General features: G+C 46.2%; 24 protein-coding genes and 1 other RNA gene. 7 read left to right on the plus strand and 18 right to left on the minus strand.

From position 1 onward, the window contains the following. Positions 1-18: 18 nt before the first annotated feature. Genes B6A14_RS00820 through ruvB form a run of 5 tightly spaced genes read left to right on the plus strand, consistent with a single transcriptional unit; the run spans position 19 to position 4,140 of the window. Positions 19-258 (plus strand): helix-turn-helix domain-containing protein, encoded by a 240-nt coding sequence (locus B6A14_RS00820; RefSeq protein ID WP_087908585.1) that lies wholly within the window; start codon positions 19-21, stop codon positions 256-258. Between the two features lie 45 nt (positions 259-303). Then, positions 304-1,884: a bifunctional phosphoribosylaminoimidazolecarboxamide formyltransferase/IMP cyclohydrolase gene (gene purH, locus B6A14_RS00825; protein WP_087908586.1), complete on the plus strand. Its 1,581-nt coding sequence runs from the start codon at positions 304-306 to the stop codon at positions 1,882-1,884. A gap of 22 nt (positions 1,885-1,906) precedes the next feature. Then, positions 1,907-2,425: a crossover junction endodeoxyribonuclease RuvC gene (gene ruvC / locus B6A14_RS00830; RefSeq protein WP_087908587.1), complete on the plus strand. Its 519-nt coding sequence runs from the start codon at positions 1,907-1,909 to the stop codon at positions 2,423-2,425. 35 nt (positions 2,426-2,460) lie between these two features. Next, the gene (gene ruvA / locus B6A14_RS00835; protein WP_087908588.1) at positions 2,461-3,042 is read left to right on the plus strand and encodes a Holliday junction branch migration protein RuvA; all 582 of its coding nucleotides are present in this window, start codon (positions 2,461-2,463) and stop codon (positions 3,040-3,042) included. Between the two features lie 57 nt (positions 3,043-3,099). Then, complete coding sequence (gene ruvB, locus B6A14_RS00840; protein ID WP_407947027.1) at positions 3,100-4,140, plus strand: Holliday junction branch migration DNA helicase RuvB; 1,041 nt, start codon at positions 3,100-3,102, stop codon at positions 4,138-4,140. On the opposite strand, the gene tyrS is transcribed toward ruvB, so the two are convergent. Then, positions 4,137-5,369 carry a tyrosine--tRNA ligase gene (gene tyrS, locus B6A14_RS00845; protein ID WP_087908590.1) on the minus strand — a complete coding sequence of 411 codons (1,233 nt, stop codon included), beginning with the start codon at positions 5,367-5,369 and terminating at the stop codon, positions 4,137-4,139. The genes ruvB and tyrS overlap by 4 nt on opposite strands. Before the next feature lie 73 nt (positions 5,370-5,442). On the opposite strand from tyrS, the gene B6A14_RS00850 reads away from it, so the two are divergent. After that, the gene (locus B6A14_RS00850) at positions 5,443-6,570 is read left to right on the plus strand and encodes an anhydro-N-acetylmuramic acid kinase (RefSeq protein ID WP_087908591.1); all 1,128 of its coding nucleotides are present in this window, start codon (positions 5,443-5,445) and stop codon (positions 6,568-6,570) included. Positions 6,571-6,582: 12 nt separating this feature from the next. Here B6A14_RS00850 and erpA read toward each other — a convergent pair whose 3' ends face one another. The 4 genes from erpA to rplM all read right to left on the minus strand — a co-directional run bounded on the left by erpA (position 6,583) and on the right by rplM (position 9,062). Continuing rightward, a complete protein-coding gene (gene erpA / locus B6A14_RS00855; protein ID WP_087908592.1) occupies positions 6,583-6,957 on the minus strand; it encodes an iron-sulfur cluster insertion protein ErpA in 375 nt (124 codons plus the stop codon). Positions 6,958-7,025: 68 nt separating this feature from the next. Further along, positions 7,026-8,084: an N-acetyl-gamma-glutamyl-phosphate reductase gene (argC, locus tag B6A14_RS00860; protein WP_087908593.1), complete on the minus strand. Its 1,059-nt coding sequence runs from the start codon at positions 8,082-8,084 to the stop codon at positions 7,026-7,028. Between the two features lie 138 nt (positions 8,085-8,222). Continuing rightward, on the minus strand, positions 8,223-8,624 hold the full coding sequence (rpsI, locus tag B6A14_RS00865; RefSeq protein WP_015422033.1) for a 30S ribosomal protein S9: 402 nt from the start codon (positions 8,622-8,624) through the stop codon (positions 8,223-8,225). Positions 8,625-8,633: 9 nt separating this feature from the next. Further along, positions 8,634-9,062, minus strand: a complete 429-nt coding sequence (gene rplM / locus B6A14_RS00870) for a 50S ribosomal protein L13 (protein WP_068949468.1) — start codon at positions 9,060-9,062, stop codon at positions 8,634-8,636. Between the two features lie 417 nt (positions 9,063-9,479). Here rplM and B6A14_RS00875 point away from each other — a divergent pair, with 417 nt between their 5' ends. Beyond that, positions 9,480-9,902 carry an OsmC family protein gene (locus B6A14_RS00875; RefSeq protein ID WP_087908594.1) on the plus strand — a complete coding sequence of 141 codons (423 nt, stop codon included), beginning with the start codon at positions 9,480-9,482 and terminating at the stop codon, positions 9,900-9,902. Here B6A14_RS00875 and rnpB read toward each other — a convergent pair. The 13 genes from rnpB to B6A14_RS00940 form a co-directional block, all read right to left on the minus strand. Further along, positions 9,903-10,209, minus strand: an RNA gene (rnpB, locus tag B6A14_RS00880) — RNase P RNA component class A. Between the two features lie 57 nt (positions 10,210-10,266). After that, on the minus strand, positions 10,267-11,325 hold the full coding sequence (gene pyrC / locus B6A14_RS00885) for a dihydroorotase (protein ID WP_201721442.1): 1,059 nt from the start codon (positions 11,323-11,325) through the stop codon (positions 10,267-10,269). A gap of 2 nt (positions 11,326-11,327) precedes the next feature. After that, complete coding sequence (locus tag B6A14_RS00890; RefSeq protein ID WP_087908596.1) at positions 11,328-12,671, minus strand: glycerate kinase type-2 family protein; 1,344 nt, start codon at positions 12,669-12,671, stop codon at positions 11,328-11,330. A gap of 9 nt (positions 12,672-12,680) precedes the next feature. Continuing rightward, positions 12,681-14,504, minus strand: a complete 1,824-nt coding sequence (locus B6A14_RS00895; protein WP_087908597.1) for an ABCB family ABC transporter ATP-binding protein/permease — start codon at positions 14,502-14,504, stop codon at positions 12,681-12,683. A 9-nt stretch (positions 14,505-14,513) separates the two neighbouring features. Beyond that, positions 14,514-14,963, minus strand: a complete 450-nt coding sequence (gene nudB, locus B6A14_RS00900; protein WP_087908598.1) for a dihydroneopterin triphosphate diphosphatase — start codon at positions 14,961-14,963, stop codon at positions 14,514-14,516. A 22-nt stretch (positions 14,964-14,985) separates the two neighbouring features. Beyond that, positions 14,986-16,785 carry an aspartate--tRNA ligase gene (aspS, locus tag B6A14_RS00905; protein ID WP_087908599.1) on the minus strand — a complete coding sequence of 600 codons (1,800 nt, stop codon included), beginning with the start codon at positions 16,783-16,785 and terminating at the stop codon, positions 14,986-14,988. A 16-nt stretch (positions 16,786-16,801) separates the two neighbouring features. Next, positions 16,802-17,455, minus strand: a complete 654-nt coding sequence (locus B6A14_RS00910; protein WP_087908600.1) for a DUF502 domain-containing protein — start codon at positions 17,453-17,455, stop codon at positions 16,802-16,804. Between the two features lie 52 nt (positions 17,456-17,507). Further along, on the minus strand, positions 17,508-19,094 hold the full coding sequence (gene ubiB / locus B6A14_RS00915; RefSeq protein WP_087908601.1) for a ubiquinone biosynthesis regulatory protein kinase UbiB: 1,587 nt from the start codon (positions 19,092-19,094) through the stop codon (positions 17,508-17,510). A gap of 3 nt (positions 19,095-19,097) precedes the next feature. Next, complete coding sequence (locus B6A14_RS00920; RefSeq protein ID WP_087908602.1) at positions 19,098-19,718, minus strand: ubiquinone biosynthesis accessory factor UbiJ; 621 nt, start codon at positions 19,716-19,718, stop codon at positions 19,098-19,100. Between the two features lie 53 nt (positions 19,719-19,771). Further along, a complete protein-coding gene (locus B6A14_RS00925) occupies positions 19,772-20,680 on the minus strand; it encodes a Tim44 domain-containing protein (protein WP_087908603.1) in 909 nt (302 codons plus the stop codon). A 68-nt stretch (positions 20,681-20,748) separates the two neighbouring features. After that, positions 20,749-21,492 carry a bifunctional demethylmenaquinone methyltransferase/2-methoxy-6-polyprenyl-1,4-benzoquinol methylase UbiE gene (gene ubiE, locus B6A14_RS00930; RefSeq protein WP_087908604.1) on the minus strand — a complete coding sequence of 248 codons (744 nt, stop codon included), beginning with the start codon at positions 21,490-21,492 and terminating at the stop codon, positions 20,749-20,751. Continuing rightward, a complete protein-coding gene (locus B6A14_RS00935; RefSeq protein ID WP_087908605.1) occupies positions 21,492-21,878 on the minus strand; it encodes a gamma-butyrobetaine hydroxylase-like domain-containing protein in 387 nt (128 codons plus the stop codon). Before B6A14_RS00935 ends, ubiE begins: the two co-directional genes overlap by 1 nt. Then, the gene (locus B6A14_RS00940; RefSeq protein ID WP_087908606.1) at positions 21,878-25,717 is read right to left on the minus strand and encodes a DUF3683 domain-containing protein; all 3,840 of its coding nucleotides are present in this window, start codon (positions 25,715-25,717) and stop codon (positions 21,878-21,880) included. The genes B6A14_RS00935 and B6A14_RS00940 overlap by 1 nt, the downstream gene beginning before the upstream one ends. Positions 25,718-25,802 lie beyond the last annotated feature (85 nt).

Genomic DNA, 25,802 nt, shown 5'->3' on the forward strand with positions numbered 1-25,802 from the left:
TTAGCATTTATATAAATTATGACCAATAAACATCCTATTACCGAGTGTATTGAAACCCAGTTACAAAGTTATTTAAATGATCTCAAAGGCACACCTCCCTCTGATATCTATCAAATGGTATTGGCCGTAGTTGAGAAACCAGTGCTAGAGCTCGTCATGCAGCATGCCAAACAAAACCAATCACTTGCAGCCCAATATCTTGGGATCAATCGCAATACTCTGCATAAAAAATTGGTCGAGCATCAAATACTGAAATAAGTAAGTCATCGATACACCATTTACCAATAAGACCCTTCCGAAAATATGATCCGTACAGCCCTCCTTTCCGTCTCTGATAAAAATGGCATCGTGCCTTTTGCTAAAGCTCTTCATGAGCAGGGCATCAAACTGATTTCGACTGGCGGAACAGCCAAGCTTTTAGCTGAAAATAATCTACCGGTAGTAGAGGTTTCTTCTTTAACGAAGTTTCCAGAAATGCTGGATGGGCGCGTCAAAACTCTTCACCCCATGGTGCATGGCGGCCTATTGGCACGCAGAGACTTCCCTGAGCATATGGCAGCCCTTAAAGAGCATGGTATCGACACCATCGATATGCTGGTCATCAACCTTTACCCCTTCAATGAAACTGTTGCCAAAGAATCGTGTTCATTTGAAGATGCAGTTGAGAATATTGATATTGGCGGGCCAGCTATGTTGCGTGCCGCAGCTAAAAATCATCAGGATGTCACCGTACTCATTTCTCCTGAAGATTACGCACCTGTCCTAGCCGAATTGAAAGCCAATCAGAATGTAGTTTCTTATAAGACCAACTTAGCTCTCGCTAAGAAAGTATTTGCACATACTGCACAGTATGACGGTGCAATTGCTAACTATCTTTCTGCATTAGGTGATGACTTAGATCATAAAGCTAGATCCTCTTATCCAGAAACTTTGCACCTTGCTTTTGAAAAAGTTCAAGAGATGCGCTACGGTGAGAACCCACATCAATCAGCTGCCTTTTATAAAGATATTTACCCTGTAGATGGTGCACTTGCCAACTACAAACAATTGCAAGGTAAAGAGCTGTCTTATAACAATATTGCTGATGCGGACTCCGCTTGGGAATGCGTTAAGAGCTTTACAGGCAATGCTGGTGGCGCTGCTGCCTGCGTCATCATCAAGCATGCCAACCCATGTGGTGTAGCTGTTGGCGCAACGGCATTAGAGGCCTACGAAAAAGCTTTCAAAACTGATCCGAGCTCAGCCTTTGGTGGAATTATTGCTTTCAACGTTCCATGCGATGGTGCCGCAGCCCAAGTTATCTCTAAGCAATTTGTGGAAGTGCTGATTGCCCCTAGTTTTAGCGACGAAGCAAAAGCGATTTTTTCCATCAAACAAAATGTGCGTCTCCTAGAGATTCCTTTGGGTAGTGCATTTAATAATTTTGATTTCAAGCGTGTTGGTGGTGGATTGCTAGTGCAATCACCTGATTCTAAGAATGTTCTGCAAAGCGAAATGCGCGTTGTAAGCCAAAGACAGCCGACTCCAAGCGAGATGAATGACATGATGTTTGCTTGGCGCGTTGCCAAATTTGTTAAATCCAATGCGATTGTGTACTGTGCCAATGGCATGACTCTCGGAATTGGAGCGGGCCAAATGAGTCGCGTGGACTCTGCGCGGATGGCAAGTATTAAAGCTGAAAATGCAGGCTTGAGCCTGAAGGGCTCAGCAGTAGCGAGTGATGCTTTCTTCCCGTTTCGTGATGGACTTGATGTTGTTGTGAACGGTGGTGCAAGTTGCGCAATTCAGCCGGGAGGCAGTATGCGTGATGATGAGATTATTGCAGCAGCCAATGAGCATGGTATCGCCATGATCTTTACTGGCACACGTCACTTCCGTCATTAAGCTAAAAATAATTCGAGTACCTATGCGTTGGATTGGAATCGACCCAGGTTTACGTACCACCGGCTTCGGTGTTATCGATGTTGATGGCCAAAAACTCACTTACGTTGCTTCGGGAACAATCGAAAGTGGCGATCCAGCCAAAGGTCTGCCAGAACGTTTAGGCGCTCTCTATGCCGGTGTTAAAGAAGTTCTGGAGACATACCGTCCAGAGTCTGCTGCGATTGAAGAAGTCTTTCTAAACGTCAATCCACGCTCGACACTCATGCTTGGTCAGGCTAGGGGCGCAGTCATCGCTGCATTAGTCTCTGAAAAACTTCCCGTTGCTGAATACAGCGCCCTCAGAGTAAAACAAGCTATTGTGGGCACGGGTCGTGCTGCTAAGCCTCAAGTACAAGAAATGGTGAAGCGTTTACTCAGATTAAGTCGCGCCCCAGGACCAGATGCCTCAGATGCTTTAGGGGTTGCTATCTGCGCCGCTCATCATGCACAAATTCCGCAAGCAATTACTGCCGCTCTGGCTCCTAAAAAACGTAGTAAATAAAAATGTCTAAGCACATTACAGGTTAAGATCTTTATATGATTGGTCGCATTCAAGGAACCCTCGTTTCAGTTCACCCTCCCCGGCTCTTGGTAGATTGCCAAGGCATCGGCTATGAGGTCGATGTACCAATGAGCACTTTGTATCAGTTACCTCAAGCCGGTCAAAAGATTACCCTTCTCACACACTTCCAAGTACGCGAGGATGCGCAGCAGCTTTTTGGTTTTGCCACCGAAACTGAGCGCGAGGCATTTAGACAGCTCATTAAGATCAGCGGTGTTGGGTCGAGAACCGCATTAGCCGTTTTATCTGGTATGAGTGTCAACGAATTAGCGCAGGCGATTGCCTTGCAAGAAGCCGGGCGCTTAACCCAAGTACCTGGCATTGGTAAGAAAACTGCTGAGCGCCTTTGTCTAGAGCTCAAAGGAAAGCTGGCTCCAGACTTGGGAATTACCGCCGGCCAACCGCAAGCAATAGAAGCTAGCAGCGAAGTATTGCAAGCACTCTTAGCTTTAGGCTACTCAGAAAAGGAGGCTCTCTTGGCCCTCAAACAAATCCCTCCTGATACCTCGGTTTCTGACGGCATTCGGATGGGCTTGAAGTATCTATCTAAGCCCTAATGAGATAAACACCACTACACTTGCAGTATGGCAATTCACACTGACGACCTAAGCGCTATTCCTGAAGATCTACCGGAGGGTAATGATCGCATCGTGAGCGGATCTGTAGGTAATTCTGAGGCAGTCTTTGAGAGAGCGCTTCGCCCTAAACAGTTGGATGAGTACGTTGGTCAAACTAAAGCTCGTGCCCAATTAGAAATCTTTATTAGCGCGACTCGAGCACGTCAAGAGGCGCTAGATCATGTGCTACTTTTTGGACCTCCAGGGCTTGGTAAAACTACTCTAGCGCATATCATTGCTAGAGAGCTTGGGGTAAATCTACGTCAAACTAGCGGACCAGTTCTCGATAGACCCGGCGACCTTGCTGCCTTACTCACCAACTTAGAGGCAAATGATGTGCTCTTCATTGATGAGATTCATCGCCTCTCTCCAGTTGTTGAAGAGATTCTTTACCCCGCATTAGAAGACTACAGTCTAGACATCATGATTGGTGAAGGGCCTGCAGCTCGTAGCGTCAAGATTGATCTCAAACCCTTTACTTTGATCGGCGCAACGACACGTGCTGGCATGCTCACTAACCCGTTGCGCGATCGCTTTGGTATCGTGGCAAGACTTGAGTTCTACACCACAGAAGAGCTCACCAAAATCATTAACCGCTCGGCCAGCTTACTCAAGGCAGATATTGATCCAGAAGGTTCAGTAGAAATTGCAAAGCGTGCGCGCGGTACTCCGCGTATTGCCAACCGCTTACTCAGAAGAGTTCGTGACTACGCAGAAGTTAAAGGTACTGGCACTATCACCAAAGCCATGGCTGACGCAGCTCTGAAAATGCTGGATGTCGATCCTAGCGGCTTTGATGTGATGGACCGAAAACTACTCGAAGCCATCTTGCATAAATTTGATGGGGGGCCTGTTGGAATTGACAACTTAGCTGCAGCTATCGGTGAAGAACGCGACACGATTGAAGATGTTCTTGAGCCTTACTTGATTCAGCAGGGATACCTACAAAGAACCTCACGTGGCCGAATTGCTACCCGCCAAGCCTATGAGCACTTTGGCTTAACACCGCCAAGTAGCGCTGCTAGCTTAGATATTTAAGCCAATGTCACTTTGGCAAACTTACGTTTGCCAACTTGTACAACGTAAATTCCTGCTTTAATCTTTGCTTGCTTGTCACTAACGGTTACGCCATCAACCTTCACACCGTTTTGCTCGATGTTGCGATTAGCCTCAGAAGTAGACGGGGCCAGCCCTGCAGCCTTTAAAAGATTGGCGATTGCCATAGGTGCCCCAGTAAGATTTACTTCTGGAATCTCATCAGGCACACCGCCTTTAGCCCGGTGATTAAAGTCCTCTAGCGCTTTTTCTGCGGCAGCTTGTGAATGAAAACGTGCGACGATTTCTTGTGCGAGAAGTACCTTGCAATCTTTTGGATTACGTCCAGCAGCCACTTCCTGTTTCATCAAATCAATTTCAGACATTGGTCTAAACGAGAGCAATGTGAAGTAATCCCACATCAAGTCATCAGAGATGCTCAAGAGTTTGCCAAACATCTCTCCAGCAGACTCACTGATACCAATGTAATTACCCTTGGACTTACTCATCTTCTCAACACCATCTAGACCAACCAAGAGTGGCATGGTCAAAATACATTGTGGCTCCTGGCCATACTCGCGCTGGAGCTCACGGCCAACCAGAAGATTAAATTTTTGATCTGTACCACCCAGCTCTAAATCACTCTTTAGAGCAACAGAGTCATAGCCCTGCATCAATGGGTATAAAAATTCATGAATAGAAATGGGTACGCCATTACGATAACGTTTCGTAAAGTCATCACGCTCTAGCATGCGAGCTACTGTATGTTTTGCTGCTAACTGAATCATGCCGCGCGCGCCCAAGGGATCACACCACTCACTGTTGTAACGCACTTCCGTTTTAGAGGGATCGAGTACCATGCTCGCTTGACGATAGTAGGTCTCTGCATTGACTGCAATTTCTTCTGCTGTCAACGGAGGGCGAGTTGCATTACGACCGGATGGATCTCCAATCATGCTGGTGAAATCGCCAATCAAGAAAATAACGGTGTGACCTAAATCTTGTAACTGACGTAATTTGTTTAAAACAACGGTATGCCCCAAATGAATGTCAGGCGCTGTTGGATCTAAACCCAGCTTAATCCGAAGCGGAGTCTTGGTGGCCTGACTACGAGCCAGTTTTTGTACCCAATCCGCTTCAACCAAAAGCTCATCACAGCCACGCTTAGTGACTTCAAGTGCTGCAAACACTTCGGGGGTTAAAGGATATTTTTGTTCTGGTTTTGCCGTCATACTGATTCGGATGCTGATACAGTTATTTAGTATTTAAATTGTTAAGCATAATTGTCGCATTCCTGAGAACCAGATGAACAAACTGCACTCCCTCTACATTGGCCTCATGTCCGGCACTAGCCTGGATGGGATAGATGCTGTTCTAGCCCAGATTGGGCCCAACGGGGAAACTAGTTCACTGGATGCGGTGAGCACCCCCTTCAGTCCCGAGCTTCGTAAAGTCCTTTTTGACCTTCAAAGCCCTGGCCCCAATGAGCTTCATCGGGAGAAACAGGCTGGCAATGCCCTCGCCTTAGCTTATGCAGAGGCAGTAAATCAATTACTTAAAAAAGCAAATTTGCAGCCCTCAGATATCACCGCCATTGGTGCGCATGGCCAAACCATTCGTCATCAGCCACACCTTGGGGATATGGCCTATACGCACCAAACGCTGAACGCTGCCCTCCTGGCAGAAAAGACTGGTATCGATGTCATCGCGGATTTTAGAAGTCGTGATGTCGCTGCAGGTGGTCACGGTGCACCATTGGTACCAGCCTTTCATGCGCAGCAATTTCAATCAACAGAAAATTTGGCCATTTTGAATATCGGTGGCATTGCCAATCTCACGCTCCTACCCAAGGATGGTGAAGTCACCGGTTTTGATTGTGGCCCTGGAAATATATTGATGGATGCTTGGATACATGAGCATCAAGGCAATACCTTTGATGAAAATGGTAATTGGGCGCTGCAAGGAAAAGTGAATGAAGTACTTCTGACAAAGATGCTGGCTGATCCCTTCTTTATAAAAGCGCCACCGAAAAGCACTGGAAGAGATGATTTTCATCTTGCTTGGTTGCAAGAAAAAATGGGGCAAGATAATCATCATGCTGAAGATGTACAGGCAACACTATTACATTTAACTGCACATTCCGCCTTCGAGGCCTTGCTACGTCATGCCCCGCAAACCCATACGTTGATTGTTTGTGGGGGTGGCGCTCGAAATAATGCCTTGATGAATTTACTCAAAGTCAAAGTGCAGCATGTGTTCAAAGGATCCATAGAAGTTACAACAAGTGACTCTGCTGGCATTGATCCGCAACTCGTTGAAGGCCTTGCTTTTGCGTGGCTTGCTTGGGCTCATAAAGAAAAACGGCCAGCAAATTTGCCAGCCGTTACAGGAGCGAAGGGTCCTAGAATTCTAGGTGCTTGCTATCCTGCGTAGTTTCGGATTTCCTTAAGCAGAGAAAGAAGATCCGCAACCACAAGTCGTTGTGGCATTTGGATTCTTAATCACGAACTGTGATCCGTTGATATCTTCTTTGTAATCAATCTCAGCACCAACTAGATATTGGAAGCTCATTGAATCCACTAGAAGGGTAACGCCATTCTTTTCAAAGAGGGTGTCATCTTCATTGACAGCATCATCAAATGTGAAGCCATACTGAAAACCTGAGCAGCCGCCACCTTGTACGAATACACGCAACTTCAACTCTGGATTACCTTCTTCAGCAATCAAGTCAGCCACTTTTGCAGCGGCACTATCCGTAAACACCAACGGGGTTGGTGGCTCAGCTAAATCTTGTGCTGTTTGCGTAGCTAATTCGGTCATGATTTACTCCTAATTCAAAAAGCGATGATTCATTTTAGGCTTTTAATTCCCAGCCTGCTGAAGGGTCTTTATGGGGAAACCGCAATCTGGGTCAGGCCTGTAGTTTCTGGCAGGCCAAACATGAGGTTCATACACTGGACGCCCTGGCCTGAAGCACCTTTCACCAAATTGTCTTCCACCACCAAAATAACCAAAGTATCGCCGCCGCCAGGACGATGGATTGCAATCCGGATGCCGTTGCTACCCCTAACAGAGCGTGTTTCTGGGTGGCTACCAGCTGGCATGACATCCACAAAAGGCTCGCCCTTGTAGAAATTCTCATAAAGCGACTGGTAATCGACACCCATTCCAGCCTCAGTTAAGCGCACATATAAAGTCGAATGAATACCCCTCACCATCGGTGTGAGATGCGGCACAAATGTCAGACCAATTTGGTCATGACCAGCAATAGCTTTTAAGCCCTGCACAATCTCTGGAAGATGGCGGTGACCCTTAACGCCATAAGCCTTAAAGTTATCACTTGCCTCAGATAGTAATGTCCCAATCTCCGCCTTACGCCCAGCACCCGAAGTACCTGACTTAGAGTCCGAAATAATATGAGTTCCATCAATCCAATGTTTTCCACCAGTAGATTTTGGAGATAACAATGGTGCAAGCCCAAGCTGTACAGAAGTTGGGTAGCAACCAGCCAAGCCAACCACGCGGGCCTTTTTAATGGCTTCACGATTAATTTCAGCCAAGCCGTAAACAGCTTCAGCCAAAATTTCTGGGCAGCTATGCTCCATGCCATACCACTTAGCAAACTCTTTGACATCCTTCAATCTAAAGTCTGCGGCTAGATCCAAAATCTTCACATTATTCGCCAGCAATTCTTTTGCTTGCGCCATAGCAACACCATGTGGCGTTGCAAAGAACACCACGTCACACTCATTTAATTTGGCTTCATCTGGTGTCGTGAATTTCAGATCAACACGGCCACGCAAGGATGGGAACATCTCAGCCACTGGCATGCCAGCTTCTGTACGAGAGGTAATAGCAACAATTTTTACTTCAGGGTGTTGCGCCAACAGACGCAATAATTCAACCCCGGTATAACCTGTGCCACCAACGATGCCAACCTTAATCATGTCTTTCTCCAAAATACCGCATCCGCCATTAATCTATCTTACGTAGATTAATACAACATTCCTACTATTTCCCTTATTGTAGAAACAAAAAGGGCCGCTTGCGCGACCCTTTCAATAATACTAAGCGACTGAAAGAAATTAGCGCTTGCTGAACTGCTTACGACGACGTGCGCCATGCAGACCAACTTTTTTACGCTCAACTTCACGAGCATCGCGAGTAACCAAACCTGCTTTAGACAGAGTTGGCTTCAAGGCGTTGTCGTAGTCGATCAATGCACGAGTAACACCGTGACGAACTGCACCAGCTTGGCCAGTTTCACCGCCACCAGAAACGTTCACTTTGATATCAAAGGTCGTTAAGTGGGCTGTGAGAGCCAAAGGCTGACGAGCGATCATGCGTGATGTTTCACGAGCAAAATAAGCGTCGATAGGCTTACCGTTAACAGTAATTTCGCCTTTGCCAGATTTAATGAAAACGCGCGCAACAGAACTCTTGCGGCGACCAGTACCGTAATTCCAATTTCCGTAATTAATAGCCATTTGGTTTCCTTAAATCTCTAACGCTTTAGGCTGTTGAGCCGTGTGCGGATGATTAGCGTCGCCATAAACTTTCAATTTCTTGATCATGGCATAGCCTAGTGGGCCTTTTGGCAACATACCCTTCACAGCCTTCTCCAAAGCGCGACCTGGGAAACGATCTTGCATCTTGTCGAAGTTAGTCGAGCTAATACCACCTGGGTATCCGCTGTGACGGTAATAAATCTTGTTCAAGCCTTTGGTGCCAGTGACACGCAGCTTAGATGAATTGATCACGACGATAAAGTCGCCAGTGTCAACGTGTGGAGTGAATTCAGGCTTGTGCTTGCCGCGTAAACGGTGTGCCACTTCACTGGCGACACGACCGAGGACTTTGTCCGTAGCGTCAATCACGAACCATTCACGCTTTACCTCATGGGATTTTGCGGAAAAAGTTTTCATGATTTCTCAAATTGTTATAGTCAAAAAAATTACTCCAATTACACCGCGTCCACCTTGGCCCTGCTTATGTTTGCAAGCTCGCAGATTCTGCAATCTAACTGGTAAAGCAACTACCGCTGACTAGTTCGGTAATTCAGTAAAGCCTTGTATTCTAACCCAAAAAAAACCCAGGAACTAGTCCTGGGTTGGAATCCACCTTTGTTTGGGTGGAGGAGACACTGGGTGGAAAGTCGCAGTCTTATACAAGACTGACTACCAATATGGGTATTGTATAGATAACAATGGTGCGATGCAAGAATATTGACCAAAATCAAGTTTTTGATGTTTTTTGACCAAACATATCACCTGACCCATGTGCGTCATTATTGGTAAACTATTGATAATATTGATTAATTTAGTAAGTTAGGGATCACTAATATGGAATGTCGAGTATCTTGGTTAGGTAATAGCGGCATGGCTTTTTCTGCAGAAACAGGCAGTGGCCACCTTGTCAATATGGATGGAGCACCCGAAGCGGGTGGCAGAAACTTGGCTCCTAGACCGATGGAGCTGCTTTTGGCTGGCGCTGGGGGCTGCTCAGCATTTGATGTGGTTTTAATCCTACAAAGGGCCAGACAGGCTATTTCTGCTTGTGACGTAACCCTCCAGGCCGAAAGAGCCACCGAGGACCCCAAAGTCTTTACAAAGATCAATTTGCACTTCACAGTAAAAGGCAAAGACCTTGATCACGCTAAAGTGGATCGTGCCGTAAAGCTTTCCCACGAAAAATACTGCTCAGCCACCACCATGCTCGCTAAAACTGCAGAACTGACTTACAGCATTGAAGTCATTTCGGAATAAGTGCAGAGTCAATCGATAAGCCGGATTCTGTCGCCTAGATTTGCATCTAGGGGCAATCATTCCTCTAGGCCGTCAGTTACCTGACGGCTCAAGCTCCCTACCCGCAGACTCAGCGGGACGCCTCATCGCCTGCTTACTTGGGATTGCTCCGGGTGGAGGTTGCCGCGTTTCACCGTAACTAAATACGCTCGTCTCTGTGGCCCTATTCCTCACGTCGCCGTGGATGGCCGTTAGCCATCACCCTTCCCTGTGGAGTCCGGACTTTCCTCCCCCTCAATAAAGAGGCGGCGATTGCCCAATTGACTCTGCGCCTGCAGTCTAACGCAGTCAGAGTAAATTGGCTTGTAAAAAAGTAGGGTTGTATTTAAACGAGAGACCAGGCGATTGTTTCGCCAGCACGGAGCGGAACAATCGTGTCATTACCTAGCGGTAACTCAGTAGGAATCTTTTGAGCCTGCTTAGCGAGGGTAATTTTTTGAATATTGCGCGGCAAATGATAAAAATCTGGGCCAAAGAAACTGGCAAATCCCTCTAGCTTATCTAATTTGCCAACACTCTCAAATGCCTCTGCATATAAACCAAGAGCATTAAACGCACTATAGCAACCAGCACAACCACAGGCCGCCTCTTTGGCGCCTTTGGCATGCGGCGCACTATCAGTACCCAAGAAGAAACGAGGATTACCGCTAGTAGCAGCCTCTAACAAAGCCACACGATGCTCTTCACGCTTGAGAACGGGTAAGCAATAATTGTGCGGACGAATCCCACCAGCAAAAATGGCATTACGGTTCATCAGTAAATGTTGTGGAGTCAGCGTAGCAGCAATGGTATTTTTTCCACCGGTCGCAGCATCGCGAACATAGTGCGCCGCTTGTTTGGTCGTAATGTGTTCAAACACAATTTTCAGCTCAGGAAATACTTTGCGCAAAGGCTCAAGAACGGTATCAATGAACACTGCTTCACGATCAAAGATATCGATGTCAGCATGGGTCACTTCACCATGAACTAATAGTGGGATTCCAACTGCTTGCATTGCTTCCAAAGCTTTATAGCAATGTTTGATATCACTTACCCCTGAATCACTATTGGTAGTGGCACCTGCAGGGTATAGCTTGATTCCGGTAATGCCTTGTTCTTTGGCTTTACGCACTTCATCGGCAGAAGTATTGTCTGTGAGATATAGAGTCATCAATGGTGTAAAGCCAGTCACCCCTAGAGACTTCAGACTCACTTCAATCCGGGTGCGGTAAGCATTTGCCAGATCTACAGTGGTAACTGGCGGCTTCAAATTCGGCATGATGATCGCACGCGCAAACTGACGTGCAGTATCAGCCAAGACATCTTTCATCACTTCGCCATCACGGATATGCAAATGCCAATCATCTGGCTGAATCAGTTCAATTTGTGTTGGGCTGTTAGGCATGTTTATTTATTGAGCAAAATGATACGGAAATCATTCACATTAGTAAGTGTAGGGCCAGTTTCCACTAAAGCACCTAATTCTGCAAAGAAGCCATAGCAATCATGGGTAGACAAGAATGACTCCGGAGTCAGCCCCTGATCCAAACTAGTTCTACGAATATCTGCCGTAAACCATGCCCCTGCATTTTTTTCACTGCCATCAATACCATCAGTATCTGCGGCTAAGGCGGCCAAATTAGGTAAATCTTTTGAGGCAGCAAAAAGTGAGAGGAGGTATTCACTACAACGGCCCCCTCGACCTTTAACGCCAGCAGGGATAGTGACTGTACATTCACCGCCAGAAATCAGTGCTAGCGGTTTGTCAATCAGTTGAGATACATGTTCTCTAGCTAGCTGTGCCTGAGTCACGCCAACTGTTTGCGCTTCACCAGTAATCGTATCTCCCAGAACAATAGCCTCGTAGCCTTGACTACGAACATAATCTGCTGCAGCTTCTAAGCTTTTGTAGGCAGTAGCAATGACATGATTCGCCACTTGGGCATTTACCAAATCAGCATCTTTTAAGGTCTCTGGTTTTTCTCCTACAAGCCCTCGCTGCAGGTGATTGAGAACGGATGCAGGAATTTCATTTTTGCCTAAGCTATATTTTTCAAAGATAGTTAAGGCATCTTGGTAAGTAGAATAGTCTGCAGCACATGGCCCACTAGCGATATCTGCTGGCGAGTCGCCAGTCACATCAGATATGAGTAATGCCTCTACACGTGCGCCACGGGCTATAGCAACTCTTGCTAAATTACCACCCAAGATTGCAGATAAATGTTTGCGAACAATATTCATCTCTTCAATCGGGGCACCGCTTCGCAATAAAGCCTCTGTGGTCTTGCGCATGTCATCAATCGTGATGCCTTCTTGCGGCAAGGTCAGTAAGCTTGAACCACCACCAGAAACCAGGGCAATGAGCACATCGCCCGGTTCTAATTGCTGAGTTAATGCGTAGATCGCTCTAGCACCATCCATCCCCGCCTGATCAGGCACCGGATGACCAGCTTCAATAATTTGAATATGACTGGTGGGTGATGCATGCCCGTAACGGGTTAGCACCACGCCCTCTAGATTCACTTGAGGCCAATGTTTTTTTGCATAAGCCTCAAATGCGCTAGCCATTGAAGCACTAGCCTTGCCAGCACCCACCACTAAGCATCTGCCTTTAGGCTCCTCGCCAATCGGAAATATCTTGGCTAAATATTGTGGGACGATTACTTGAGGATCAGCTACAGCTACAGCAGCTGCAAAGGCATTTTTTAAAATGTCTTCTGTAGAAGTTTGCCGGGTATTGTCTTGAGTCATCCAGCTATTCTAATCAAGAGCAGCGCGTTCTTGCATTTGCCACATCTCAGCATATTTGCCCTGGGCCGCTAACAACTCTAGATGAGTGCCCCGCTCGACGATTTGCCCATGCTCCATGACCAGAATTTGATCGGCATGAATAATAGTCGATAGCCTATGTGCAATGATCAGAGTGGTGCGATTTTTGGCTAGGCCAAGCAATTCTTCCTGGAAAGCCCTTTCCGTCTTAGAATCTAAGGCAGAGGTTGCTTCATCAAAAATCAGCATCGCTGGCTTTTTCAATAAAGTACGCGCAATTGCTACACGTTGCTTTTCACCACCAGACAGCTTCAAGCCCCTCTCGCCTACCTGGGTATCGTAGCCGTCTGGCAGGCGTTTAATAAAACTATCAATTTGCGCCGCTCTGGCAGCTTCGTGCACCTCTTCGATTGAGGCAGAAGGATTTCCATAAGCAATGTTATAGCCAATAGTGTCATTAAATAAGACTGTATCTTGTGGCACGATGCCAATCGCTTTGCGTAGACTAGCTTGCGTCACATCTTGAATGTTTTGATCGTCAATCAGGATCTTGCCAGACTGCACATCATAAAAACGGAATAGCAATCTCGCTAAAGTACTCTTACCTGCACCGCTTTGTCCAACTACCGCAGTAATGGTTCCTGCTGGAATAGTAAAGCTCACATCACGAAGAATTTCTCGCTTAGCATCATAGTGGAAAGAGACATTTTCAAAGCAAACATCTGGGCCATGACCACGATTATCAATCTGTAAAGGATAGGCATTAGGTGAATCAGCGATTTCTTTATCGGTATTGAGTAAAGAGAACATCCGCTCCATGTCTGTTAGAGATTGTTTGATCTCGCGATAAATCACACCCAGAAAATTGAGGGGAATATACAGCTGGATCATTAAAGTATTCACCAGCACAAGGTCGCCAAGAGTCATGGTGCCATCTACTACACCGAGCGTAGCGCGCCATAAAATTAAGACCAAGCCAATGGCGATGATTGTTTGCTGGCCAAAGTTGAGGACTGCTAAAGATTTTTGGGACTTAATGGCAGCGGCTTGGTAGCGCACCAAATTTTTGTCGTAACGACTAGCCTCAAAGGCCTCATTACCAAAATACTTCACGGTCTCAAAATTTAATAAAGAATCAATAGCTTTCTGATTCGCCTTTGAATCCATATCGTTCATGGTCTTACGAAAATGGGTGCGCCACTCTGTTACTACTACAGTAAATACAATGTAGAAAACCAAGGCGCATAAGGTAATGGCTGCAAACCAAATATCATATGAATAAGCCAAATAGCCCAAGACCAAAATGAATTCAACCAGTGTTGGCAGGATGCTATAGAGCGAATACGAAATCAGAGACTGAATGCCGCGAGTACCACGCTCAATATCCCTACTGACGCCTCCGGTTTGACGAGCTAGATGAAAGCTTAGTGCTAAAGCATGTAAATGCTCAAAGACCTGCAGAGCTACCTTACGGACAGCATTTTGGGTCACCCTAGCAAAGAGAAACTCACGTAACTCAGCAAACAAGGAGGCAGCCATTCGGAGGAGCCCATAAGCCAGAATGAGCCCAACTGGAACTACCAGCAAGATCTGTGGAGAGTCTGCCTTGAGATTTAAATCGTCAATTAAACGCTTGAGCAAAATAGGGATGCCCAGATTGGTAACCTTAGCGGCAACCAAGCAAGCTAGAGCAATCGCAACTCTAAATTTATATTCCAGTAGATAGGGAATTAAATCGCGAATAACCTTCCAATCGCTTCCCTGTGAAGACTTGGAATCTGCACTCCCGTGGTGGTGTCCCGATGATGGTCTCATCGCTCTATCTTATTCCTTCTTCTCTGAAAAGAATTTCAGAATCGCGTCACCATTGCTACGGGAAAAACATTTCTTAGCAGCCTCTTCAAAAGGTAGCCATAGAAACGCGACATGCTCTCTAGGAGAAAGCTGGATTTGAATATTTTCTGGGACTTTGAGCGCAAACCAATGCTCGATATTGCGAGTAACACCAGGCGCATAACGAAAACGCCAATCAGGATAAATTTCGTACTCAATTTGATGGTGCAAATTGCGCAAAGAGCCAGCAGCAAGCTGATCTACTGCAATACCCGTTTCCTCAAAAACCTCGCGAGTAGCTGCCAAGGCAAGATCTTCATCCAAAGCATCTAAGCTGCCAGTAACCGATTGCCAGAAGCCCGGACGATCTGCGCGCTCTATCAATAAAACATCCCTATTCGATTTGTAGATAACTACTAAAACCGAAATAGGGATTTTCAAGATAGATGCTACTTAAATTGTTTTAAGCAGCAGGAGCAGCTTGTCGCAAACGAATATGCAACTCACGTAACTGACGCTCATCCACTGGGCTAGGTGCCTGAGTCAATAAACATTGCGCACGCTGTGTTTTAGGGAAGGCAATCACATCACGAATGGATTCAGCACCAGTCATCATCGTTACGATGCGATCAAGACCAAAAGCAATACCACCATGTGGAGGAGCGCCGTATTGAAGGGCATCTAGCAAGAAGCCAAATTTGGCTTGCGCCTCTTCAGCACCAATCTTCAAGGCACGGAATACTTGACTCTGCACCGCCTCTTGATGAATACGCACCGAGCCGCCACCAATTTCACTACCATTGAGAACCATGTCATAAGCTTTTGCCAAACACTTACCTGGATCAGACTCCAAATACTTCATGTGCTCATCTTTGGGACTAGTAAACGGATGGTGACAAGCAACCCAACGGGCTTCACCTTCGTCGTAATCAAACATTGGGAAATCAACGACCCACAATGGCTTCCAACCTTCAGTAAAGAGACCATGCTCTTTACCCCAGGCCGATTGACCAATGCGTAGACGTAAATTGCCAATGGCATCATTCACTACTTTTTCTTTATCAGCGCCGAAGAAAATGATGTCCCCATCTTTTGCACCAGTGCGCTTCAGAATCCCCTCGATCGCTGCATCATGAAGATTCTTCACGATGGGAGATTGCAAACCATTACGACCTTCAGCAACCGAGTTCACCTTAATCCAGGCCAAACCCTTAGCGCCATAGATGCTAACAAACTGGGTGTAGTCATCAATTTCACTACGGCTAATCTCTGCGCCACCCGGTACGCATAAACCTACCACACGGCCACCTTCTTGATTAGCAGCGCCGGAGAAGACCTTGAAATCGACATCTTTCATCAAATCAGTCAACTCGGTGAACTCAAAGTTCACCCGTAGGTCTGGCTTGTCAGATCCGAAGCGCGCCATACCTTCTGAGTAAGGCATGGTTGGGAATGGGTTAGGCAACTCTACGTTCATCGTCTTCTTGAAAATATGACGAATCATGTTTTCAAAGAGCTCACGAATTTCTAATTCACTTAAGAATGCTGTTTCACAGTCAATCTGGGTAAATTCGGGCTGACGATCCGCGCGCAAGTCTTCATCACGGAAGCATTTAGTAATTTGATAGTAACGATCAAATCCAGCCACCATCAATAACTGCTTAAATAATTGTGGCGACTGTGGCAATGCAAAGAATTGGCCATCATGAACCCGCGAAGGAACCAAATAATCACGTGCTCCTTCTGGAGTGCTCTTGGTCAACATCGGTGTTTCGATGTCAATAAAACCAGCATCGTCTAAATATCGACGGCACTCCATCGCAACGTTGTAACGCAAACGCAAATTCTTTTGCATTTGTGGACGGCGTAAATCTAAGACACGATGAGTAAGCCGAGTTGTCTCGGATAAGTTCTCATCATCAATCTGAAATGGAGGGGTTACAGAAGCATTCAGAATCACAAGTTCGTGACAAAGAATTTCTACCTTTCCACTCACCAAATCAGCATTTTCTGTGCCAGCAGGACGTCCGCGCACGAGTCCTTTAATCTGGATGCAAAACTCACTGCGTACTTGCTCAGCTAAAGCAAACATCTCAGGACGATCCGGATCACACACTACCTGGACAAAGCCCTCGCGGTCACGCAAGTCAATAAAAATCACACCTCCGTGATCACGACGGCGATTAACCCATCCAGCAAGGGTGACTTCTTTACCAATCAGTGAATCGGTTACCTGTCCGCAGGTATGGCTTCGCATCGACATAACAATTTCCTATAAATCAAAAATGGCGTGGTGACTGTGGTGGAGTCAAACCACTAGAACTATTGGGTGGCACAGAGCCCATAGAAACAATATGCTTTAATGCTTCCTCTACGCTCATCTCTAGCTCAATCGTTTGTGCGCGCGGCACAATCATAAAAAAACCGGAGGTTGGGTTTGGGGTAGTCGGTAAGAATACATTGACATAATCCTCGCCTAATTTCGCCGTGACTTCTCTTGCTGGAACTCCAGTTTGAAAAGCAATGACCCAAGAATCAGCGTGTGGATAGCGAATCAATAAAGCTTTACTAAAGGCCTGACCACTTCCAGAAAATAAAGTAGATGAAACTTGCTGAACGCTGGAGTAGATCGAACGCACAATTGGAATTCGATTAACAAACTTATCCCAAATCTTTAACCACCATTGACCAGCAAAACTAATGGCAAGGAATCCAGTGAGCATAATCACTGCAATCACAATCAATATTCCTACGCCTGGTAGGTCGCGGAAATGCTGTACGTCTAATGCCGCATCACGTGGAAGAACCACAATGATGGCGTGCATGACTGATCCAAAAACACCATCGAGCAAACCTAAGCCCCACGCAATCACCCAAACGGTGATCGATAGTGGTGCCCAAACAAGGATGCCTGCTATAAAGTATTTTTTCATGTGTTCTGCCTAGCCCGCTATTTTAGCGGTTTAGAGGCCAAGCAGCTAAAGACTAATAAATGCCTAGGCCGATGATCAAAATTCCGGCCAAAAAGCCCCCAGCAAAGAGCAAAGCGCCCACTAGAAGACGGTGAGTACGTCTTTCCTCAGCCAAAAGTGCCTTTAGGACCTCTAACTCGCCATTTTGGTCTTTTGTCTGATTGCGACCTTGAACAAGGGCATCAGCTATCAAGCGAGGCAAAGTTGGCAAAATCTTGGCCCAGGAAGGCGCCTCTTCCTTTAAGCCATCGATCAAGCCGCGCCAACCTAACTGCTTGCTGATCCATTTTTCCAAAATAGGCTTGGCAGTTTTCCAAAGATCTAGATCGGGATCTAATTCACGTGCTAGGCCCTCAACATTTAAAAGGGTTTTTTGCAGCAGCGTTAACTGTGGCTGAATTTCCACTTTAAAGCGGCGCGATGTTTGGAATAAACGCATCAACACAATGCCTAAAGAAATTTCTTTGAGAGGACGATCAAAGTACGGCTCACAAACTGAACGTACTGCCCCTCCTAATTCTTCAACCCGAGTATTAGCGGGCACCCATCCAGATTCAATATGCAACTCTGCAACCCGACGGTAATCCCGATTAAAGAATGCCAAGAAATTCAGTGCGAGATAATTTTTATCAGACTCGCTCAACGCGCCCACAATACCGAAGTCCAGTGAGATAAAGCGCCCGAATGTTTCTGGCTCTAAGCTAATCATGATATTTCCAGGATGCATATCTGCATGGAAAAATCCGTGCTCAAATACTTGCGTGAAAAAAATCTCTACGCCATCGGCAGCTAGTTTTTTAAAATCTACTCCAGCTGCTCGTAGCTCTGTAGTTCTGCCAATGGAGATGCCATACATCCTCTCCATCACGATGACATTGGTGTGGCACAGATCCCAATACATTTCAGGGATCATTAACTGATTCGAATCTGTAAATTGTCGGCGCAGTTGACTGGCATTTGCTGCTTCACGCATCAGATCTAATTCATCATGCAGATAAGTATCGAACTCGGCAACGTTCTCGCGAGGCTTTAATCGACGGCCATCCTCAGAACTCTTTTCAATAATCTTTGCCAAGTCATACATCAAAGCAAGGTCACCATCAATCACCGGCAAAATGCCAGGACGCAGTACTTTGATTGCCACAGCCTTGCGATCCCACTCAGGATGTTTGTCAGTAGCACGCAAAGTTCCAAAGTGCACTTGCGCTACAGAAGCACTCGCCACCGGCGTAGCATCAAAACTAATGAAAACTTCTTCAATCGGCTGTCCAAGGGCTTTTTCAATTAAGCGACGGGACTCTTCATTTGAGAATGGGGGGACCTGATCTTGTAGTTTTGCTAACTCATTAGCAATATCTTCTGGCAACAAATCTCGACGTGTAGAAAGCACTTGCCCGAATTTGACGAAGATTGGTCCAAGAGCCTCTAGCGTCAAACGAATACGCTGACCTCTTGGCAAATCGCCACCAGGTGAAGTCCAGCAGATTACTGTGAGAGCACCCTTGCTAACTCCAGGCTTAAGAATGTCGCGCAAGAGGGGGAGCAAGCCATAACGCCAAGCAGTAAAGAAGATAAAGAAGAGGCGAGCCATTCGACGCACGATTTATCTAGCCTTTTGCTCTAAGAATTGAATGCGCTTATCTAGGCGGTCTACTGATTCACGCAAATCATTCAATTCAGATTTATGCGCCATAAAGTCTCGTTTATTCAAAAGTACTTTTCTTTCTTCACTGACATACTCAACCACATTTTCCAGAAAATCAGAAGCAGCAGAACGAGATGCGGAGACAAACTTCTTACCTTGTCGTACAGCAAAGTTTGCTGGCGCATCACCAACCAGGCGAGCTAAATCTTCTTCGTATTCCCAGCGCAACTGGCCTGCTAAGCGACCTATTAACTGAGCTAAATCTGCATCACCAGTAATTTTTACAGCTTTGAAAGCTTGCTCACGCAAACCACCCGAACTTCCTAGCAAATCTCCTAAGGCCTTACTTGAAACCTCGAGAGTGAGAGAGGGATTATGGACTTCCTTGAGGGCATTCAAGAAACCAGTGGGTGCAATCTCCAAGCAAAGATCGCCCAGCGGCAATCCAAGCAATATTGTTTTGCCAGCATGCTTCGCTAATTCAGCAGACGCCCATGGCTCACTACCTAATACATGATTAATCCCTCGGCAAGCAGCGCCAGCGGCAATCGTATGGGTAGAAGATAAATGCGTGTTCATGAGTGTAAAAAACCCGCACAAGTGCGGGTTTTCCAATGGAAAGTACCTAAAGCTTAAACTAACTGCGAGATACCCGCCAGTACCCAGCCTCCAGGACCCTCAACGGGCTTGCTTAAGTTCCAGATTTCAGAGAAGTCACTTGCCGGGGCGCCTGGCTGCTCACGAATCATGCCGCTGAACTGAACGCTACAGTAATAATGCGCGTCGGCAGTCTCAATACCGATTAGCTGAGCGTTAATGGTAACAACATCCGTTTGATTCGCACTATCAGTCCGCCCTGCTAGGTCCTGCTGAATGGTGGCAAACATTTCAGGGGTCGTAAATTCACGCAAAGAGGCAAGATCACCGTCATCCCAAGCCTTTTGCAAAGTAGCAAAGTATTGCTTTGCATTCTCAAGGAAAGAACGCTCATCAAAACCTGGTGGCAGCGTCGATTGAAATGATTCTGGCTCAGCGCTCACGCCACCAAATGCATTCGCTGCTGGAGTGAATGCAGGTTCCTGTCTCGGAGCTTGCTGAGTACTGGTTCGCTGCATGCCCGTTGGCACATTAGCGTTATTCCCAGCGCCAGACATTGCTGGCAACATTTTGCGAATCACAAACATAATCGCAAAGCCTGCTAACACGGCAATGAGAAGTCCAGTAATCATGGAAGATGCAGCTTCACCAAGACCAAAATGTGACAAAAGATAGCCGATACCCAAGCCTGCTGCTAAACCACCTAAAAGACCGCCCATGCCACCGAAGCGACTAGGCGCTGGAGCTTGTGGAGCGGGCGCAGGAGCGGCTGGCTGAGCTTGCTGTGCAGGTTTTTGTGCAGGAGAAGCTTGTTTTTGCATTGGTGCGCTTGGTGCTTTTCCAACACTCTTGCCATTACCTAAACGAGCAGCATCAACATGACCAACCGATGCAAATACCAAAGTAAGGCTTACCAGAACTGCTTTAAAAAAATGCTTATTCATTTATTTTGATCCCTTCTTAGAACTGCTTAACTGCGTTAGTTTTTAAGAACTTAAAAACTATACAACTATCAGTATTTAATACCAATATGTAAGGCAACGATACCCCCAGTCATCCTATGGGTTTCTACTTCATCAAAACCCACGCCTAACATCATTTCTTTGAGGGTTTCTGCGTCTGGGTGCATCCGGATGGATTCCGCTAAATAGCGATAGCTTTCCGAATCTTGAGCAATCTTCTCACCCAGCCAAGGCAAAACCTTGAAGGAATAAGTGTCATATACAGGCTGCAAAAAGGCATCAGGCTTTGAAAACTCAAGCACCAATACCCGACCACCGGGCTTGATCACGCGACACATTTCGCCAAGAGCAACTTCCTTATGAGTCATATTGCGTAAACCAAATGCCACGGTGACAACATCAAAATGATTATTTGGAAATGGAATCTTTTCGGCATCGAACTGAACGCAAGGTAAAGCCATACCGCGATCCAACAAACGATCACGTCCAACACCCAACATAGATGCATTAATATCACTCAACCAAACTTGGGCATCGGGATTACTACCCCAATTAGCTGCTGTTGCAAATGCGGCTGCGAGGTCGCCAGTACCACCGGCGATATCGAGAATCTTTTGTCCAGGGCGAACATTTGCTCGGGCGATGGTAATTTTTTTCCATACACGATGTAAGCCAAAAGACATGAAGTCATTCATCACATCATATTTACTAGCTACCGAATGAAATACCTCAGCAACCTTGCCGGCTTTTTCAGCCTCATCAACGCTTTGATAACCAAAGTGAGTTTTACTCATTAGTGACTTCCACAAGAGTGGCCAGCTTGACCCATGGGTGCATCACGATCAAGACCGGCAGCAGCCAACTTATTTAAATGCTCTTTCCATAACTCGTCTTGGTTCTCACATAAATATTGCAAGTAGTCCCAAGAGTAAAGACCTGAGTCATGGCCATCAGAAAAACTGGGCTTTAGTGCGTAATGTCCAACAGGCTCAAGACTGGCGATTAAAACGTCACGTTTTCCAGTTTGCAAAGTCTCTTGCCCGGGACCATGACCTTGCACCTCTGCCGAAGGAGAGAGCACTCTCAATAATTCAAAAGGTAAACGGTAGGTAGAGCCATTCTCATAAGAAAGCTCCAGAACTTTAGACTGCTGATGAACAACAATATTACTTGGAATCATTAAACGAGGACCCTTTCAATACCACCTTGATTTGCTTTGGTAACGTAGTCTTGCATCCAGTTATCACCCAATAATTTTTGAGCCATTTCAACCACAATGTAATCTGCAGTGGTATCACTATCGGCATCAAAGCGACTTAAGCCTTGCAAGCAAGATGGGCAACTGGTGAGCACTTTGACAGCGCTAGTAAAGTCATCTTTGCGTAGCTCATTGGCAGCTTTTTCCATTTCAATTTGCTTGCGGAAGCGTACTTGTGTAGAAATATCTGGACGAGTAACCGCCAAGGTTCCAGACTCGCCGCAACAACGATCATTCTTCGCAATCGCTTTACCATCTTCCAACTGAATTAGTTCGTTCACCGTCTTCAAAGGATCTTGTAGTTTCATTGGAGAGTGGCAAGGATCGTGATACATATACTTCACACCCGTTACTCCAGATAGCTTGACCCCTTTTTCTGCCAAGAATTCATGAATATCAATAATGCGGCAACCCGGGAAAATCTGTTCAAACTGGTAACCAGCTAATTGGTCATAACAAGTGCCGCAAGAAACAACGACCGTCTTAATATCTAAATAGTTCAGAGTATTGGCAACGCGGTGAAACAACACGCGGTTATCAGTAATCATCTTCTCGGCTTTATCAAAATCGCCATTACCGCGCTGTGGATAGCCGCAGCATAAGTAACCTGGTGGCAATACTGTTTGTACACCCACATTCCAAAGCATTGCTTGGGTAGCTAAGCCGACTTGAGAGAATAAACGCTCAGAACCACAGCCAGGGAAGTAAAACACTGCTTCAGTATCTGCAGAAGTAGTTTTCGGATCTCGAATAATGGGCACATAGTTTGCATCTTCAACATCCAACAATGCGCGCGCAGTCTTCTTGGGCAAATTACCTGGCATCTTCTTATTGACAAAGAAAATGACCTGCTCCTTAACGCTTGGCTTACCTACTGTTGCTGGAGGGTGGGCTGTTTGCTGTTTTGCAAACTTACGCAGAACATCATTTCCAAGGCGCTGCAGCTTATAACCCCAGCCAATCATGGTCTTACGAGCCATGCGAATAGATTCTGGGCTTGTCGCATTTAAGAAGAACATCGATGCTGCAGTTCCTGGATTAAAACGTTGCTGACCCATCTTACGCAAGAGGTTGCGCATATTCATAGTCACATCACCAAAATCAATCTTGACTGGACAAGGTGTTAAGCACTTATGACAAACAGTGCAATGCGCTGCTACATCATCAAACATTTCCCAGTGACGAATCGAGACGCCACGACGGGTTTGCTCTTCATACAAGAAAGCTTCAATCAACAATGAAGTAGCTAAAATTTTGTCACGTGGGCTATATAAAAGATTTGCACGTGGTACATGTGTTGCGCATACTGGTTTGCACTTACCGCAACGCAAACAATCTTTTACGCTATCGGCAATCGCCCCGATATCACTTTGCTGCATGATGATGGACTCATGCCCCATCAAACCAAAGCTAGGCGTATAGGCCATACTCAGGTCAGCATGTGGCATCAGCTTGCCTTTGTTAAAGCGGCCTTCAGGATCAACGCGGTTCTTATAGCTTCGGAAATCTTTTAACTCAGCTTCAGTCAGATACTCAAGCTTAGTAATACCAATACCATGCTCACCAGAGATCACGCCATCTAATGAGCGGGCTAATTTCATGATGCGATCTACTGCACGATGTGCATCCTGCAACATCTCATAGTCATCAGAGTTCACTGGAATATTGGTATGTACATTACCGTCACCAGCATGCATGTGCAAAGCAACAAAGACACGCTTGCGTAGAATATTTTTATGAATTGCCTCAAGCTCAGTAAGAATAGGCTCGAATGCTAGACCGCCAAAAATAATGCGTAGCTCAGAGCGCACTTCCTCTTTCCATGAAGCACGCAAACTGTAGTTTTGTAGTTGCGGGAAACAAGTATCCATTTGCGTGAGCCAATCAGCCCAACGGGTGCGTACTCTGGAAATCAGCTCTAAGGCTTGTTGAACACGATCTCCCAAGATTTCTGCAGTTGGGATTTCATACTCAGCATCACTCTTACCCAGAGGCAAAGCGCTCTTTTTCAAGAAGGCTTCAAGGCCATCCAATACTTGTAATTTATTTTTGAGGGACAGCTCAATATTGATTCGATCGATGCCATCGGTGTACTCGCCCATACGCGGCAAGGGAATCACGACATCCTCATTGATCTTAAATGCATTGGTGTGACGAGCAATAGCAGCCGTCCGTGCGCGATCTAACCAGAATTTCTTGCGTGCTTCTGCGCTGACCGCAACAAAGCCTTCTCCAACACGCAGATTTGCCATGCGCACTACTTCGCTAGTTGCAGCCGCAACTGCCTCTTCGTTGTCACCAGCAATATCACCAAGCAACACCATTTTTGGCAGACTATTGCGCTTGGATTTTGTAGAGTAGCCAACTGCGCGCAGATAACGATCGTCTAAATGCTCAAGGCCAGCCAAAATCGGGCCACCTTGCTTGCTTAAACCATCAAGATAAGCTTTGATCTCGACAATACTTGGAATTGCCTCGCGCGCCTGCCCAAAGAACTCAAGACAAACAGTACGCATGTACTTTGGCATGCGATGCAAGATCCAAGTTGCGCTGGTAATTAATCCATCGCACCCTTCTTTTTGTACACCAGGCAATCCAGATAAAAACTTATCGGTAACGTCTTTACCTAAACCTTCTTTACGAAAACGCTTACCTTCAATTTCTAATAATTCTGTTTTCAGAATACGTTGGCCAGGCTCACTATTCCCATCAGACCAAGTTAATTGAAAACGTACTAATGCAACATCATGAATCTTGCCAAGATTGTGTTCAAGACGCTCAACATCCAACCAATTGCCTTGTGGATCCACCATACGCCAGCTAGCAAGGTTATCAAGAGCAGTGCCCCAGAGTACTGCTTTTTTACCACCAGCATTCATGGCGATATTGCCGCCGATACAACTTGCGTCCGCAGATGTAGGATCAACCGCAAACACCAGCCCAGCATGCTCTGCAGCATCAGCTACACGACGGGTTACAACGCCCGCTCCCGTAAATATAGTAGCCACTTCATGGTCAAGGCCAGGCAGATGCTTCGTCTTCACGCCTCTGATATCTTGCAACTTCTCAGTATTAATCACTGCAGACATGGCATATAGCGGAATCGCGCCACCGGTATAACCAGTGCCGCCGCCACGAGGAATGATGGTGAGGCCTAGCTCCACGCAGGCTTTTACCAAGCCAGGAATTTCTGATTCGTAATCAGGCTTCAGCACTACTAGTGGAAACTCAACGCGCCAGTCAGTTGCATCTGTTACGTGCGCAGCACGTGAGACACCATCAAAACAAATGTTGTCAGCAGCAGTGTGACGGCCTAATTCTTTGCGAGCGCGTTTACGAATTTGCTCAACTTCTTTAAAGCCGTTTTGAAAACTTTCAATAGCGCGATAAGCGGCATTTAATAAAATTTCTACTTGCTCGACCGAATCGCCGCTATTCCGTTTTTTGACCTCACCCAAGCGATGCCATAAAGCATCAATTAATTGTTTGCGACGAGTCTGACTATCGAGCAAGTCATCCTGCAAAAAGGGATTGCGCTGAACCACCCAAATGTCGCCCAATATTTCGAACAACATACGCGCAGAGCGGCCGGTCCGACGGACGCCCCTCAAGTCATTCAGAACGCGCCAAGACTCCTCGCCCAGCAAGCGAATAACAATCTCACGATCGGAAAAGGAGGTGTAGTTGTAGGGAATTTCACGCAGACGGGGGGAACCCGCCTCAGCATCCAACAACTGGTTCAAAGCTAATGGGGCATTCATAGCAACATATTTGATAAATAAGCATTTTAATTGAGCGAACCTGATAGTGGCAGGAAAAGGTGAAAGCTGCTCCCCAAAGTTATAA

The organism is Polynucleobacter hirudinilacicola (assembly GCF_002192535.1).
In the GTDB taxonomy this organism is placed as follows: domain Bacteria; phylum Pseudomonadota; class Gammaproteobacteria; order Burkholderiales; family Burkholderiaceae; genus Polynucleobacter; species Polynucleobacter hirudinilacicola.

What these genes read in the sequence shown, in the direction of transcription:
- B6A14_RS00910 (WP_087908600.1), bottom strand. Translation starts at nt 17,455, where the DNA reads ATGAAAAAATACTTTATAGCAGGCATCCTTGTTTGGGCACCACTATCG.
- B6A14_RS00920 (WP_087908602.1), bottom strand. Translation starts at nt 19,718, where the DNA reads ATGAACACGCATTTATCTTCTACCCATACGATTGCCGCTGGCGCTGCT.
- B6A14_RS00820 (WP_087908585.1), top strand. Translation starts at nt 19, where the DNA reads ATGACCAATAAACATCCTATTACCGAGTGTATTGAAACCCAGTTACAA.
- B6A14_RS00850 (WP_087908591.1), top strand. Translation starts at nt 5,443, where the DNA reads ATGAACAAACTGCACTCCCTCTACATTGGCCTCATGTCCGGCACTAGC.
- aspS (WP_087908599.1), bottom strand. Translation starts at nt 16,785, where the DNA reads ATGTCGATGCGAAGCCATACCTGCGGACAGGTAACCGATTCACTGATT.
- B6A14_RS00895 (WP_087908597.1), bottom strand. Translation starts at nt 14,504, where the DNA reads ATGAGACCATCATCGGGACACCACCACGGGAGTGCAGATTCCAAGTCT.
- purH (WP_087908586.1), top strand. Translation starts at nt 304, where the DNA reads ATGATCCGTACAGCCCTCCTTTCCGTCTCTGATAAAAATGGCATCGTG.
- tyrS (WP_087908590.1), bottom strand. Translation starts at nt 5,369, where the DNA reads ATGACGGCAAAACCAGAACAAAAATATCCTTTAACCCCCGAAGTGTTT.
- B6A14_RS00935 (WP_087908605.1), bottom strand. Translation starts at nt 21,878, where the DNA reads ATGATTCCAAGTAATATTGTTGTTCATCAGCAGTCTAAAGTTCTGGAG.
- B6A14_RS00875 (WP_087908594.1), top strand. Translation starts at nt 9,480, where the DNA reads ATGGAATGTCGAGTATCTTGGTTAGGTAATAGCGGCATGGCTTTTTCT.
- B6A14_RS00940 (WP_087908606.1), bottom strand. Translation starts at nt 25,717, where the DNA reads ATGAATGCCCCATTAGCTTTGAACCAGTTGTTGGATGCTGAGGCGGGT.
- B6A14_RS00890 (WP_087908596.1), bottom strand. Translation starts at nt 12,671, where the DNA reads ATGACTCAAGACAATACCCGGCAAACTTCTACAGAAGACATTTTAAAA.
- ubiE (WP_087908604.1), bottom strand. Translation starts at nt 21,492, where the DNA reads ATGAGTAAAACTCACTTTGGTTATCAAAGCGTTGATGAGGCTGAAAAA.
- argC (WP_087908593.1), bottom strand. Translation starts at nt 8,084, where the DNA reads ATGATTAAGGTTGGCATCGTTGGTGGCACAGGTTATACCGGGGTTGAA.
- rplM (WP_068949468.1), bottom strand. Translation starts at nt 9,062, where the DNA reads ATGAAAACTTTTTCCGCAAAATCCCATGAGGTAAAGCGTGAATGGTTC.
- erpA (WP_087908592.1), bottom strand. Translation starts at nt 6,957, where the DNA reads ATGACCGAATTAGCTACGCAAACAGCACAAGATTTAGCTGAGCCACCA.
- rpsI (WP_015422033.1), bottom strand. Translation starts at nt 8,624, where the DNA reads ATGGCTATTAATTACGGAAATTGGAATTACGGTACTGGTCGCCGCAAG.
- ruvA (WP_087908588.1), top strand. Translation starts at nt 2,461, where the DNA reads ATGATTGGTCGCATTCAAGGAACCCTCGTTTCAGTTCACCCTCCCCGG.
- pyrC (WP_201721442.1), bottom strand. Translation starts at nt 11,325, where the DNA reads ATGCCTAACAGCCCAACACAAATTGAACTGATTCAGCCAGATGATTGG.
- ruvC (WP_087908587.1), top strand. Translation starts at nt 1,907, where the DNA reads ATGCGTTGGATTGGAATCGACCCAGGTTTACGTACCACCGGCTTCGGT.
- B6A14_RS00925 (WP_087908603.1), bottom strand. Translation starts at nt 20,680, where the DNA reads ATGAATAAGCATTTTTTTAAAGCAGTTCTGGTAAGCCTTACTTTGGTA.